Source organism: Halomonas sp. KHS3 (assembly GCF_000830495.1).
Taxonomy (GTDB): domain Bacteria; phylum Pseudomonadota; class Gammaproteobacteria; order Pseudomonadales; family Halomonadaceae; genus Vreelandella; species Vreelandella titanicae.
Genome location: NZ_JWHY01000016.1, coordinates 35,836 through 49,219, shown reverse-complemented (window position 1 = coordinate 49,219; position 13,384 = coordinate 35,836). Strand labels below are relative to the sequence as shown.

The window sequence follows — 13,384 nt, the reverse complement described above, 5'->3', positions numbered from 1 at the left end:
GCCGATGCATGATCAGCATGAGCAGGGTCTCAGGGAGTCCGCTTGCGGCTAATGTAGATCGCCAACAAGATAATCAGGCCCTTGATAACGTTTTGGAGGTAGGGCGATACCCCCATCAGGTTAAGGCCGTTGTTGAGCACGCCAAGCAGCATGGCGCCTACCAGTGTGCCTAGAATCATTCCTCGCCCACCGGTGATAGCGGCACCGCCCAGTACTACGGCGGCGATGGCGTCGAGCTCGAAGCCGATCCCGGCGTTGGGTTGGCCGCTCATCAACCGAGAGGTCAAGATCAACCCGGCAATGGCCGCAGTCGTGCCACTCAGGGTGTAGACCAGCAACTTGTAGCGGGACACTCGGATACCGGATAGCCGAGTCGCTTCCTCATTGCCGCCAATGGCATACAGGTAGCGTCCGGTCGCAGTATGGTGGAGCAGCAAAAAGCCGAGTGCGTAGACGCTGATCATGATCAGTATCGGGGTTTCGATGCCGGCCAAGCTGCCGCGGCCAAAGAAGGCAAATTCCGGGGGGAGGCCAGAAATTGGGTAGCCTCCGGTGTATATCAAGCCAAGCCCGCGGGCAATCCCCATAGTGGCCAAAGTGACGATGATGGGTGGCATGCCCGCAAAAGCAACAAAAAAGCCATTGAAAGCTCCGAAACCTGCACCTACCAATACGCCTAGCAGGATGGCTAGCGACGGAGGAACCCCCGCCACCATCAGCCCAGCCATTACCGTTCCCGACAAGGCCATTACCGGGCCCACAGAAAGGTCGATGCCGCCGGTGAGAATAGCTAGGCTCATCCCCACAGCTATGATGGCGATGATCGAGGTCTGACGCACCAGATTGGCTTGGTTGCTTATGGTTAGAAAGTTGTCGTTGATGGTCGACATGGCAATGAAAACGACGATGAAACCGATCAGCGGGTAGAAGATTGGAGTACGGCGCCAACTGGCCAGCCGCATCTTGAGGGACTGGTGGGTGTTGCTGGGTATTGAGTCGAGCTGGCTCATGAGCTGAGTCCCCCCGTGGCGTGATGCATGATGGATTGTGAATTGAGATCGTTGCCTTGCAGTTCGGCGGCGATCTGTCCCTGGTAGAAGACCGCTGCGCGATCGCATAGACCAAGAATTTCCGGGAGTTCGGACGAAATCATGATGATCGACACGCCTCGGGCAGTGAGCTCTTTCATTAAGGCGTAGATCTCTGACTTGGCGCCGACGTCAATGCCGCGGGTGGGCTCATCGAAGATCAGCACCTTACACTGGTGGCCCAGCCAGCGGGCGATAACAACCTTCTGCTGGTTGCCGCCGCTGAGATTGCCCACTGGGGTTTCGGGGCTGGGAGCCTTGACGCGGACTGCCTTCATCAGATCGGCGGCAGTACTGGACTCTTGGCGGCGCTTGATCAGTGGCAAAGCACTCTGGAATTGTGTCAGATTGTTCAGGGTGATGTTTTCGCGACACGAGAACGGCAGGATTAATCCCTGGATCTTTCGGCTTTCCGGTAGGAGGCCGATCCCCTGCTTCAGGGCGGTGGCGGGGTGTAGGAGTTTAGTTGGCTTGCCCTCTATAAGGATTTTGGCATGCACGGGGCGCGTCGCACCGATCAGCCCCATAGCCAGTTCTGTGCGGCCCGACCCCACTAAGCCAGCAAAGCCCAGGATCTCGCCGCGGTAGAGCTTCAATGAGTGTTCGGGGCCATTGACATCAAGGCGCAGGGATTCAATGTCTAATACCACATCGTTATAATCGGCATCGCTACGCTGTTCGGGATAAAGATTCTCAACACGGCGGCCGACCATTTTCTCGATTAGGTCGTCGGGGGTAGTCGAGACGACGTCGCAGTCGTCGACCTTCTCACCGTCACGCATCACGGTGACACGATCACAGATGGTGAATATCTCTTCCATGTGGTGTGATATGAATACCATGCCGACCTGTTGCTCGCGCAGTTTTCGCATGATGGTGAACAGGTGATCTGCTTCGCTAGGCGTGAGGGTTGCTGTCGGCTCGTCGAGGATCAGGATGCGCGCTTTCAGTGACAGGGCCTTGGCGATCTCGATGAACTGCTGGTCGGCGACACTCAAGTCGGCGATGGGGCGGTCTAAGGGGATCGAGACCTTTAGGCGGTCTAGCAGGTGCTGCGCCTCGGCGATCATGCTGCGCCGGTCTCGCAGCCCGAATCTGTTACGCAATTCACGCCCAAGGAAGATATTATCCACGGCGTCCAGGTCGGGGATCAGGCTGAATTCCTGGAAGATGATACCGATGCCTGCGTTGAGGGCGTCTTGGTAGCCATGGAAATTGCATACCTCGCCATTGATGTTGATCTCACCTTCATCTTGTCGGTAGATGCCGCAGAGAATTTTCATCAGAGTCGACTTGCCGGCCCCGTTTTCGCCAAGCAGAGCATGCACCTCGCCAGCATGGACATCGAGCGATACATCCGTGAGGGCCCTCACCCCGGGAAATGACTTCGAGATGTGTCTCAGGGAAAGTAATGGAGTCATAGGGATACCCTCGTGCGCCGCCCGTAGGGGGCAGCACACGTCATCATCGTCGGTGGGAGGGGTTACCAGCTAAAGTCAGCGGCCTTGTCGCGGTCGATCAGTTGTACGTCGATGGGAATTTCCGCGGGCGCAGTTTCTGCACCCCAGTGCTTAGCCAGCGCCAGGCCGAGCCCTACACGCACCATGTCTGCGGGATATTGCGCTGAGGTGGCGATGAACGGGGAATCAGCCTTCTGGATCTCTGCGACTGCCTCGGGATGACCGTCGACGCTGACCAGTTTGATGTCCTGACCACTGGCCTCAATGGCTATCAGAGCGCCCAGCGCGCCGATATCGTTGACGCTGAAGAGACCATTTAGATCCGGGTTTGCCTGGATGATGTTCTCGGTGACTGTCATCGCATGGGTACGCTCCTGACGGCCATTCTGTTTGGTTACGATCTCGATGCCATCGTACTCATTAAGCGCGTCGGTACAGCCTTCAATACGTTGCAGGATCGGCACAACCGGAATGCCATCCAGTAGGGCTACCTGACCTTCACCATCGAGTTGTTGGGCGAGGTATTCGCAGGCTAAGTAGCCGGCGTCATAGTTCTTGGAACCCACGAAGCCATCCACTGGGCCCTCTGCCTGGGCATCGATCGCGACCGTGGTGACGACTGCTTCTCGGGCAGACAACACCGCCGTTTCAACCCCGACGGAGTCGGCAGGGTTGAGCAGCAGGATATCGATGCCACGTTGGATCATGTCCTCTACGTCGCTGACCTGCTTGGAGACATCGTGGCGTGCATCGGTGACAATCACCTCAGCTCCCAGGCTCTCTGCGGCGGTCTCGAGTGCCTCCTGCATGGTCACAAAATACTCGTTGTTGAGCTCCTGAAAGGACATGCCGATTGTCAGAGTATGCTCATCGGCTGCTGCGGTTCCTGCAACAAAGGCGGCTGCGCAGGCGGCGACAAGAGCCGTTTTGCGAAAATTTGCAGTGATCTTATTAATTTTCATTGTTAACTCCGTGATTGTTATTGTTTCTCTTAAAGGTTTTTCAATGTCGACAAAGTCATTAATGTTAACGTCAACAATTTGAAGACTATGTGCCCTTTAGAGGTTGGTCAACGGTCATACGACCAATGTCTATTCCTCTAAGATTTTACAAATGATCAAAGCGTTCATGCGAAGTGTTTATTCAAAACTGTAAGAGGTTGAAGGCTGGTTGATCTGATTAAGTTAAAGAAACACCTTAATAGTTGTTGGATTGAATACTTCCTACATATCAAAGTTGCTAGGCAAAACAACCATGTCTCGGATGGTTACATTTCGGGGGCGAGTAAGCATGAACATAATCGCATCAGATACATCCGTTGGTTCGATAATGCTGCCGGATTCTTTTGCCTTGCGCAGATTTTCTTCTGGCCAATCGGCGAGCAATGCACTATTTACAGGCCCGGGAGACACCGAAGCCATGCGAATACCGTGCTTGTTGATCTGACGACGAGTAGTCTGAACGAAGCTGTTGATGGCCCACTTGGAGGAAGCATAGACTGGCTCCCAGGGAACCGGGAAGTGCCCCGCAACGGAGCTTGTCACCATAATATCGCCCGTGCGACGTTCGATCATGTGGGGTAAGACGTTATGGACATTTTTAATCACCACATTAACATTGAGGTTCAGCATTCTGTCGATGGCGGCAGGGGAGGTGTCGATCAAATCGCCGCCGATATAACTACCGGCATTAGCATGAAAGATATCTAACTGTCCTGCCTTCTTTAAGATTTGTGAGAGGAGAGTGTCGCAGTCCTGTGGGTCAAGTAGGTCAATAACTAGGGGAAATGCAGCTTCGCCAAGTTCTTCACAGATGGTTTTCAGCGCAGCCTCATCTCTATCAATCATGACCACTTTGGCACCAGCGTCAATCATGGCCTTGGTAGTGGCAAGCCCGATACCTGATGCTGCGCCAGTAACGGCAGCAACTTTTCCAGTGAGTTCATTGGTCATCTTATAATCTCCTATATTCAGGTTCCTCGATTGACGAGGCCGTTTGGTTTCTGGAGTGGCTTGTGAATGATCCCGAGGCGTCTCTGGTGAGCAGGATCAACTTTTGTGCTTACTCGTCCCTGGTTCATCTCCAAGGCGCATGGAGAGTGGATTGAAATTCTATATGTTGACGTCAACATTTTTAAAGCTATTCTCTATTTGAAAACGAATCAATGGGATTAAGACCAATGTCTAGGCTTTGGTATTTTGAAGAGGTGGAGCTAATCAATGACCCGAGAGTTGCCGTTGATCAGCATATGTCGATGTTTTTCTATGGGTAGGTGGTGCTGCAATTACCACTGTAACGGGCACTGGCGGGGCTTTCTATTCCCGAGCAAGCGTCCGAGGGAATGATGCAGATCAACTGTCATTCATGCGGTTGAATGAGTGCTTGGTAATCCGCCTTGGGCAGTGCCTGCAGGTTCATATACGACACGTGAACGGCCATTTCTGTCAGTGTGAATGTCGCCAGCTCATCAATGAGAGAAAGGGCAAGGTCGTAGCTGGAGAGGCTGGTGGCAATGCCCGGTGTCCAGTGGTGAGATTTGATGGCGCGGGCTATCAGTACGTCTCGATCAGAGTCGAGGGGAAACGCGGCGCCTTGGTAGGCGTCACGCCAGTGGTCGCAATAACAAGCAACGACAAACTCTCGGAAAGTGTTAACCAGCATTTTGTGCAGTGCTTCGAGGTTTTCGACGCCCGACTCTGGCAGGTTGCTGTATTCCCGCTGCATCTGCTCGAGCTGATCCCAACGCTTGTGGTAGGCGGCCTTGTCCAACGCTTTCCCCTTATCCCTAGTTTAGAAGCCACCAATATAGCGATATTGGATGGCTTTGCTCAATTCTTCTTTGGCCTGAGGCTGGGCTTTCTATTTCTGGGAATTGCTATGATAAAGGCTCCGCCTATTCACCAATATCACATGGGAAGTAATGCAATGCTCCCCAAGCGATGGAGGGTAATGTTCGTTTTAAATCAAGCTCTAAGTGATCAGCTTCAATAAGCGTTCCCACTTGTTGAGAACAACCACTCCTTTTGTGCGCCCGAGCTGCACACAGGTATCGTTAAAAGCAGGCCTACGAAGGCCTTCTATATCGGGGAAGTCGATCAAAGCGATCCTGCACGTTTCACATTCGTATTCTTCAAAGCTGTAAGCAGCTTTCTTCATGTAGAGCCTCTGAAAGCGTCTCCTTGCCTTGCGACATTGAGCTGCGTGCTTTTTGGGATCTATTACAAAATCCAGCATGGTACTTACTGCAACAATGACACCACTGGTAGCGGTCAAAACCGTGTGCTCAGTGATCACTCCTGCAAAAGCAGCACTACCGCCAAAAAGACTGGTGAACGTGAACACGTTGGCCATCCTGCTAAAAAGTCTTTGCTGCAGTTGCATGTACCTAACCATGTAACAGGTGCCATCAATAGCCTCCTCGAACGACATTGGGTCGTGCCTTTCAGGAATACTGGGAAGGCTTACATCTTTCATGTCATTAAATCCCTACTAGGAGCGTATGCAGACTTCGTCTTCAGGAAAGTCTGGATCATCAGGAAAACGAGGTTCTGGTCTGGGAATCCTGATCGGTGGAACACATGGGATTTGGCCCGGTGGATCCCATTCTCCTGCTTGGCACCTTTTTTGAAATTTCATCGTGTCTCTCCGTTACAGAATGTTAAGGAGGGAGTGATCATTTCTAGTTTAGGACTGGTTTTAAAAAACCGCCTAATGTTTGTGGCCGGAGGTACTCCATGACCGAGAAAGGTGGGCAGCAGGCGCGTCGTGCCGCGTTATTGTGCCAAAACGTGCGATTTGGTTTGTACCCCGATTGCCGCCGCCGTCAGGCAAAAGCGCTTGAATATCGGCAATTGCCCGATGGTACCCACAGCCTGGAGGATTGCGCTGATTTCATCCGTCATTCGTGTGGCATCCAAAGCCGCGCCGAGCTGGATCATAACGATCGGGCGAGGGCCATGCTGGAGCGGATTGTGGCTGATTACCAACGCTGGGAGCGCCAGCAACGAATGCTCGATCAGATCGCTGGGGGGATGGCGTGAAGAGTTCAAAGTCGGAAGGGCTTGGGAGGTGATTTATCATCGTTATATGGATTGGAAACTCAATCAGGAGCTAAGGCTATGAGCTTGATTCAAAAGCACGGCCAGAACATGAATGGAAGAGATTTTATCGTTGGTGATATTCATGGGCAGTACGACCTGCTGCTTGAGTCCATGGCGCGCGTTGACTTCGATAAGTCAAAGGATCGGTTGTTTTGTGTAGGTGACTTGATCGACCGGGGGATGGATTCTTTCGAGTGCTTATCGCTAGCCTTTGAGTCTTGGTTTTTTGGCGTGCGTGGCAATCACGAGATGTTGGCCATTGATGCGCTTGAGCATGGTGGAGACGCCGAAGACCTTTGGATGATCAACGGCGGCACTTGGGCGATCACTGAGAATATGATCGAAGTCCGGCAAATTCTTCGTGAGGCGCTGAAGTATCTGCCTTACGCCCGCCAGATAGATGTTTTGGGGCAGCAGGTTGGCATCGTTCATGCCGAGCCGCCTGCGGACTGGTCGCAGGTTGAGATGGCGGATGATGCAGGCAAAGTGGAAATGATATGGGGCCGGACTCGTATAAAGCGTAGGGACACGACGCCAGTGGTCGGCATCGATGCTGTAGTGGTCGGGCACACCATTGTTGAGCAGCCTACTTGGCTGGGCAATGTGTTCTATATCGACACCGGTGCTTTTCATACGGGCCGGTTGACGTTGATCAATGCCCGGGAGGTGTTGGCATGAGCTGGCGCCAGCAAACCACGGCCAAAAAGCTACGCCGCCCTCGAGCACTGACCAAAAGCGGCGCGCCCGGGCAAAGCCTGTTGATTGGGAAGGGCAGGAGCAAACCGTTCTGATCCGTTGGCTGTATGGCGAGAAGATGCGCGGTCATCCGGTAGGTGAGTTGTTTGATTCCACCTTCCATATGCCCAACGGCGGCCACCGCAATAAGAAAACCGCGAGCGACCTCAAGCGCCAGGGCGTAAAGGCAGGCGTTAGCGATCTTCCTGTTCGTCAGGCCCGCGGCGGTTGGTTTGGCTTGTACCTGGAGTTCAAGGCCACCCCGCCCAAGGATGCGCCGCTAGCCGATAGCCAATTCAAGTGGCTGGAAGATAGCGAATATAAGGGCTATTGAGCCGTGCTGGCGCTAGGGCTTGAGGAGGCAAAAGCAGTCTTAGGGAATACGCTAGTTGGCCCCGTACGCAAATAACCGGCGAACGGCTGGCGCTGGAGAGTGGTGCCGAGTGGAGGAATGGGTGATGACACAGCAGAAGGGGAGCAACATGCAGTTTGATGATTGGAAACGAGTCGCAAACCCCTGGCGTGTCGTTGAGGCGGCGAAGAGTGATGAACGAGCGCGTGATGCTGCCGTGTCCCGCATCATTGACACCATGCTGGAGCTGCAGCTTGATTACCGTCATGAGAACCCTGGATACCAGCCGTTCAGTGTGACGGCTTTGGCGGGTGAAGTACCTGGCCGCGCTGCGCTACCACCCTCAAAGCGAGTGGCATAAAGCCTGCGGCGTACTGCTCGATCAACTGCCCAAACGCCAGGCTGCGGCGATGCTGATGCAGGCCGCCAGAATCCGACCCGATAAGATGGGTCATAGCATTTGGATGGTGACTGCCAGACAGATGGTGGAGCGGCAGGAGGTGTTGCTTAGGGCGCTTGGGCTAAATGAGGGATTGAGACATTTTGAGAGTGTCAATGCTTTGCAGCATGCTGCGCGTCGCGCTCGATTTTAGCTATTCAATTGGATTTTATCTTCGGAATAATTTGTGTGAATTGAAAGTATGCCAGTAATTATTTAGTTTAATAATTATATATAGATTTACGCAGACCAAAAATACATAAATATTCATTTATTGTTTCGATATTTGAAGCCTGCGTTAATTTTTGTCTTTTAGATTTTATTAAATCCCCCAGAATAATACCAATCAGAATCGGCCAGTGCGTCATAGGTGGCTCTTTGCCAAGAGTTCTGGTGCACATCAGCACAACTATCCGCTTTCTCTCGTAGGTGATTGCTTATTAATTTCTTGGCACTTTTGCTTTTGGACATATTTCTTAATGAAAATCTTAGGTTAAGCATCTCTTCCGCTGCTTGAGATTTATATATTCCATTAAGTCTAAAAAAGTCAAAATGCTTTCGGATACGATCAGATTTTATTGCATCCCAAGCAGCTGGTGGGGTGACAAAAAAACGTAATGATGGAGGTGTCGTTTCATTTACTTCTGCATAAAGCCATCTCTCTTCAACCTCATCGAAGTACGGGTGGATTAGTTGCTCTTTCTCGGAGCTTGGAATATATGTAAGCTTTTTTTTGTTGCAATCACCACATGCTGGAACAAGATTTAGCGCTGTTAGCCCAAGTTCGGAAAATTCGCTAATAGGAAGGTAGTGATCTAACTGTCCGACTGTTCCTTGAGCGCACATTAGAAACCATTGATGACGATATAGGCGCCAGCACCGGGGCCCTCGAACCATTGGGAGAACAAGATGCGAAAGCAGGTGACTGGCTTGATAGCGATCTGCCTGATGGGATTGTTGACTGGGTGCGCGAGCTTCAGCGATCAGGCAATGCCACTGGAGTGCAACAGCCCCCAGGTGCCGGCACATCTAACCAATGAGCTGCCAGCGCCTACGTGGATCTTACAGAGCAATAAGGGGCTACTGCTGTTGCTCGCTAAATATGAGGCGCTACGCCGCCGATTCAATGCTGATCGGGCGGCAGTGGTGGAAATTTTAATGAGCCAAGATTGAATTTATTCTTACATTATTGACTTAATTCAATAAGGCTCTGCTCTCTTATTAAAGTTGATTGTATTTTGGCAATGATGATAACTGTGATAACAAAAAAGCATGACAGATAGTTGAAGAGGTTTTGAATGTTCTGATATTCTTCTTTTAAGAATATTGCAGTTATCATTAAGCACCATATCATTAAGGCAGCTATTACTGCTGTTGTCATTCCTAAATAAGAATAGAAATCTATGCATCTTTTTGTGGGTGACATAAGGATGGATAAAGGCTTGCTTCTTTTGCTTTCGAATTTATTGTTTTCGAATTTAATATTAAGTCTTGATTTGTGGAGGTTTTCTAAATTTATAGCACTCTTCTCTCTTTCAATTATAAGTGCAACAGCTTTAATTGGCATTGGCCAACCAAATTTAGCAAAAATTGAATTTTCAAAAAGTGCTCTGTCAGATGCACAGTTTTGATTGTTTTTATATATGCGATATTTATTGATAATGTTTTCAAATTCTTCGCGTTTTATTCTTGAGTAAAATCCAGGAGTAAGCATGTTTTTAACCCAAAACGTAGCTGCCGCAATAGCTATTGTTCCAATGCCGCCTAAAATAAAATTTATTATAACTGTCATTTGTTTCTCCTGCTGTTGGGTTGATCTAATGCTATCGGCTTAAAATTAGATTTCTTTAATTTAAAATATAATTTTAGCGAAAAAATATGCAGAGCACTAATGAGCAATTTAAATGCTGAGACATAGAATGTTTACTGCGAAAGAAGAGGGCTTTTCTCAGACCAGGAAGTCGTCTAGTCCAAAATATCTTCATGGCATTCTGGGGGGATACTATACCTATGGATTGAGTAAAAAGTGATCAAAGTGAGTTGCGAGCCATCATGGTCTCAATACTGACCTGGATATCAAGAAGGGTGTCTAGCCACTTCGTCGGTGCAGCGTTTGCAGAGGCTTTAAAATAGAAAAGAGCATTTTGAAGAGCGGGCTGATAGAAGTCACGTTCGCTATCGGTTAGCTCCCGTTTATCGCCTGTGACTGTTCCAATTTCCGCGCCTAAAGCGATCCGGTCTTTTAGATTTTTGAAGCGAGCACGCAGTTCAGGTGTTACTGGGGTTGCCGGATCCTCCGAGGCTCTAATTAAAATCTGAATTTCCTTACTTAATTGTTGAAGCGCTCGCTCTACCTCTTGAGCGTTATCCATGCTGATTCCTTTGAAAATGACTTCGAGCTTTCAGCTTAACGCGGTAGAGCCGTTGCCGCACATTTAACGGATGAGACGAACCCCCTCAAACGGTTAAAGTCCACGGTTCCTCCCGAGCGGGTGCCTCTGTTGTACGGGGGCGCAGAGCCTCGATTTCGCGCTATTTATGAGAATTTTCTAAGGCGAGGTTGTTGTTTAGATGTCGAGCAATAGACAGCAATCACCAGAGCCTTACTGGCTGAACAAAAGACAGATGGCGGCAAACCTGGGTGTCAGCGTGCAAGACTTTGATAAATGGGGTTAAACCGGTTGCGAAGATCGGTAGAAGCGTCTATTTCGACTGCCGTTCTGTGCTGGATTTGAAGCTGGCTGAGCTAGAGGCGAAACAACAATCATCGCAACCTGGCGATGACGATATGGGCTTTGACCCACTGCTCAAGCATAAGCGCGAACATGAAGAGTACCTGCTGACCAAAGAGCGCCGTATTGGCCAGCAGCAGAAGAACGAACTGGCCGCTCGTAAAGTGGTGCCCAGCGAATTTGCGATCTTCACCTTATTCAAAATCGCGGCAGAGATCGCCGCCATTCTCGACACGCTGCCGCTAACGATGAAGCGTAAGCACCCTGATTTAGATACGCGTCACCTAGATACTCTGATGCGGGAGCTAGCGCGCGCCCGTAATCAAGCCAGTGGGCTCGATAGTCTTTTGCCGGAGCTGCTGGATGACTACTTCGACAGTATCGATTCAGCAGCTTAGGGAGTGGCGGCGCTCTGTCCATCAAGGTTTGTTGACGCTGTTTCGGCCAGCGCCGCTGCCTGACTCCCATGCACAACCTTCGTCAATAAATCTGTGGGATTACTTTCATAGCGTTGTTAATTCTGACGCCCTTTTTTTAGTATTTTCCAGGCCTGGGTGAATAACACCATCAACAGTAGTGCGATGATTCCCTGCGAAATAGGGCGAGTAAATAGAGATCCCCAGTTATCCTGAGAAATCAGCATAGCCAAACGTAAGTTTTGTTCCGCCATTGGCCCTAGCAGTACTCCCAGCACTACTGGTGCAAGCGGGAAGGCTAGTCGATGGAGTAAATAACCGAGCAACCCAAAGGCTAGCATTACATAGAGGTCTGTCATGTTCCCTTTGACGGTATAAACACCCACGGCCATGAGTACCAACGTCGTTGGTACCAGGAGTGCGGTGGGCATGCGCAAGACCTGAGCGAATAGGCGGGTGGCCACCATGCCGCCTAGTAACAGAAGTAGCATCGCAGTAAACAGCATTTGCCACATGAAACCGAAGACCACATCAGGCGACTTCGTAAACAGTTGTGGGCCGGGCTGAAGTCCATGAATCATCAGCGCGCCGAGCACTAAGGCAGCAACCAAATTGCCTGGAATCCCTAACGTTAGGGATGGAATCATTGCAGAAGCATTGTCTGCACTGTTACCTGATTCAGCTGCTGCAACCCCCACAGGATTGCCCGTGCCGAAAGATTCGGGGTTCGTGGACTTGCGCTTCGCTTCGTTATAACTCAGTAATGCTGCCAGATTGCCACCGGCACCTGGCAAGATACCTACACTAACGCCTATCAGCGACGAGCGAGTCCAAGTGCGCCAGTGCTGACGTATCAGTCCGAGTGCGTTGCCGCTAGCATCAACCTTGAAGCTTCCTGCATCATAGTAAGTCGCGTTGCTTTTCTCCGCCATCTCCAGCACTGGCGGTATCGCGTAGAGGCCGATGAGTACAATGATCAGGTCGAACCCCCCGCTTAAATAAAGCGAATCGAACGTATAGCGTTCCGCTCCACTGATTGTGTCAACACCTACAAGACCGATGATGACGCCCAACAGGGCGCTGAGCATGCCTTTGCTGATATCACTGCCCACCAATACGGCGATGCTTACTAGTCCGAAAACGGCTACCCAGAAATACTCGGTGGGCCCAAAAGCGAGCGTTACCTGTGCCAAAAGGGGGGCTAGCGTCATCAATGCTATGGCGCTAATAATTCCACCGATGGCGGACGACCAGCACGCAGTCTTGAGAGCCAGCCCGCCCTGGCCGTTACGTGTCATAGGGTAACCGTCGAATGTTGTCGCGATTGCAGCCGGCGTTCCTGGGATTTTTAGTAAGATGGCGGGAATAGCTCCACCGTACATTGAGCCGTTGTAGATACCTGCTACCAACCCTAGAGCAATTACAGGATCGAACCCATACGTCAGTGGGAGCATGAGAGCGATTGCCATGACCGGATTGAGCCCAGGTAGGGCTCCGATCAAGATACCCACCAAGGTGCCGACGAAGAGGCTGACTACGGAGCCAAATTGCAAGGCCACAGGTAGTGCGTTGAACAGGGAATCAAACATATCGTGTAACCCTATTTAGGAAACCAGGAAAAATTCGACGGGCAAGGGTCGTTTTAGCACCATCGCAAAAAGCCCGTATAAGAGGATGATGAAGCCCACCGTAATACCTAAAACCACGATGGGGCGCCTTTCACCCAGTACCAGAGCCAGCAGGATGATGAAAAGGGTGCTAGTGGAGTAGAACCCCACGGTTGGCATGGCTAGGTAATAGATCAGGCAACAGGCAACTGTCGCCATAAACCTTCCCGGATGATCGATTAAGGCGGCGGCGCTGCTCAAACCGCCATTTTGCTGCGTTTGCACCACGCCCTTAACGATCAGAGGAAGTGAGAAAAGACACATCAGAATGCCAACTCCCATGGGCACGTAAGCGGCGCCGGCATCAAAGCCACTCCCCACCCAGACCACCGTGCAGCCAAAGATGAGGAAGGCGATGCCAGAGATAATATCTCTGAAGTTCATGAGCAAGTTAC

The 13,384-nt window shown here is 50.9% G+C and carries 18 protein-coding genes; 7 read left to right on the top strand and 11 right to left on the bottom strand.

From position 1 onward, the window contains the following. Window positions 1-29: 29 nt before the first annotated feature. The 6 genes from RO22_RS23005 to RO22_RS22980 all read right to left on the bottom strand — a co-directional run bounded on the left by RO22_RS23005 (window position 30) and on the right by RO22_RS22980 (window position 6,022). Window positions 30-1,010, bottom strand: a complete 981-nt coding sequence (locus tag RO22_RS23005) for an ABC transporter permease (protein ID WP_022523412.1) — start codon at window positions 1,008-1,010, stop codon at window positions 30-32. Further along, window positions 1,007-2,509, bottom strand: coding sequence for a sugar ABC transporter ATP-binding protein (locus RO22_RS23000; protein ID WP_022523413.1), 1,503 nt, complete (start codon window positions 2,507-2,509; stop codon window positions 1,007-1,009). Before RO22_RS23000 ends, RO22_RS23005 begins: the two co-directional genes overlap by 4 nt. A gap of 62 nt (window positions 2,510-2,571) precedes the next feature. Beyond that, a complete protein-coding gene (locus tag RO22_RS22995; protein WP_084625529.1) occupies window positions 2,572-3,510 on the bottom strand; it encodes an ABC transporter substrate-binding protein in 939 nt (312 codons plus the stop codon). Window positions 3,511-3,771: 261 nt separating this feature from the next. Then, window positions 3,772-4,500, bottom strand: coding sequence for an SDR family oxidoreductase (locus tag RO22_RS22990; protein WP_041159501.1), 729 nt, complete (start codon window positions 4,498-4,500; stop codon window positions 3,772-3,774). A 406-nt stretch (window positions 4,501-4,906) separates the two neighbouring features. Then, complete coding sequence (locus RO22_RS22985; RefSeq protein ID WP_041159500.1) at window positions 4,907-5,317, bottom strand: hypothetical protein; 411 nt, start codon at window positions 5,315-5,317, stop codon at window positions 4,907-4,909. A gap of 201 nt (window positions 5,318-5,518) precedes the next feature. After that, window positions 5,519-6,022: a hypothetical protein gene (locus RO22_RS22980; RefSeq protein WP_009287844.1), complete on the bottom strand. Its 504-nt coding sequence runs from the start codon at window positions 6,020-6,022 to the stop codon at window positions 5,519-5,521. 260 nt (window positions 6,023-6,282) lie between these two features. Here RO22_RS22980 and RO22_RS22975 point away from each other — a divergent pair, with 260 nt between their 5' ends. The 5 genes from RO22_RS22975 to RO22_RS24600 all read left to right on the top strand — a co-directional run bounded on the left by RO22_RS22975 (window position 6,283) and on the right by RO22_RS24600 (window position 8,328). After that, window positions 6,283-6,588, top strand: coding sequence for a hypothetical protein (locus RO22_RS22975; RefSeq protein ID WP_041159498.1), 306 nt, complete (start codon window positions 6,283-6,285; stop codon window positions 6,586-6,588). A gap of 78 nt (window positions 6,589-6,666) precedes the next feature. Next, a complete protein-coding gene (locus RO22_RS22970) occupies window positions 6,667-7,326 on the top strand; it encodes a metallophosphoesterase (RefSeq protein WP_041159497.1) in 660 nt (219 codons plus the stop codon). Then, window positions 7,304-7,717 (top strand): VRR-NUC domain-containing protein, encoded by a 414-nt coding sequence (locus tag RO22_RS25115; protein ID WP_235270545.1) that lies wholly within the window; start codon window positions 7,304-7,306, stop codon window positions 7,715-7,717. The genes RO22_RS22970 and RO22_RS25115 overlap by 23 nt, the downstream gene beginning before the upstream one ends. Before the next feature lie 124 nt (window positions 7,718-7,841). Next, window positions 7,842-8,096 (top strand): hypothetical protein, encoded by a 255-nt coding sequence (locus RO22_RS22960; RefSeq protein WP_052475752.1) that lies wholly within the window; start codon window positions 7,842-7,844, stop codon window positions 8,094-8,096. After that, window positions 8,047-8,328, top strand: coding sequence for a hypothetical protein (locus RO22_RS24600; protein ID WP_152618935.1), 282 nt, complete (start codon window positions 8,047-8,049; stop codon window positions 8,326-8,328). The genes RO22_RS22960 and RO22_RS24600 overlap by 50 nt, the downstream gene beginning before the upstream one ends. A gap of 158 nt (window positions 8,329-8,486) precedes the next feature. Here RO22_RS24600 and RO22_RS24595 read toward each other — a convergent pair whose 3' ends face one another. Next, complete coding sequence (locus RO22_RS24595; RefSeq protein WP_152618934.1) at window positions 8,487-9,020, bottom strand: hypothetical protein; 534 nt, start codon at window positions 9,018-9,020, stop codon at window positions 8,487-8,489. Between the two features lie 63 nt (window positions 9,021-9,083). Here RO22_RS24595 and RO22_RS24730 point away from each other — a divergent pair, with 63 nt between their 5' ends. Beyond that, on the top strand, window positions 9,084-9,347 hold the full coding sequence (locus tag RO22_RS24730) for a hypothetical protein (RefSeq protein WP_041159494.1): 264 nt from the start codon (window positions 9,084-9,086) through the stop codon (window positions 9,345-9,347). A 13-nt stretch (window positions 9,348-9,360) separates the two neighbouring features. Here RO22_RS24730 and RO22_RS22945 read toward each other — a convergent pair whose 3' ends face one another. Further along, on the bottom strand, window positions 9,361-9,966 hold the full coding sequence (locus tag RO22_RS22945) for a hypothetical protein (protein ID WP_041159493.1): 606 nt from the start codon (window positions 9,964-9,966) through the stop codon (window positions 9,361-9,363). 238 nt (window positions 9,967-10,204) lie between these two features. Further along, window positions 10,205-10,546 (bottom strand): hypothetical protein, encoded by a 342-nt coding sequence (locus tag RO22_RS22940; protein WP_041159492.1) that lies wholly within the window; start codon window positions 10,544-10,546, stop codon window positions 10,205-10,207. A 287-nt stretch (window positions 10,547-10,833) separates the two neighbouring features. On the opposite strand from RO22_RS22940, the gene RO22_RS22935 reads away from it, so the two are divergent. After that, window positions 10,834-11,304 carry a terminase small subunit gene (locus tag RO22_RS22935; protein WP_200890278.1) on the top strand — a complete coding sequence of 157 codons (471 nt, stop codon included), beginning with the start codon at window positions 10,834-10,836 and terminating at the stop codon, window positions 11,302-11,304. Between the two features lie 116 nt (window positions 11,305-11,420). Here the strand turns inward: RO22_RS22935 and RO22_RS22930 are convergent, their stop codons facing one another. Continuing rightward, window positions 11,421-12,911: a tripartite tricarboxylate transporter permease gene (locus RO22_RS22930; RefSeq protein WP_041159491.1), complete on the bottom strand. Its 1,491-nt coding sequence runs from the start codon at window positions 12,909-12,911 to the stop codon at window positions 11,421-11,423. A gap of 15 nt (window positions 12,912-12,926) precedes the next feature. Then, on the bottom strand, window positions 12,927-13,373 hold the full coding sequence (locus RO22_RS22925) for a tripartite tricarboxylate transporter TctB family protein (RefSeq protein ID WP_223827947.1): 447 nt from the start codon (window positions 13,371-13,373) through the stop codon (window positions 12,927-12,929). Window positions 13,374-13,384 lie beyond the last annotated feature (11 nt).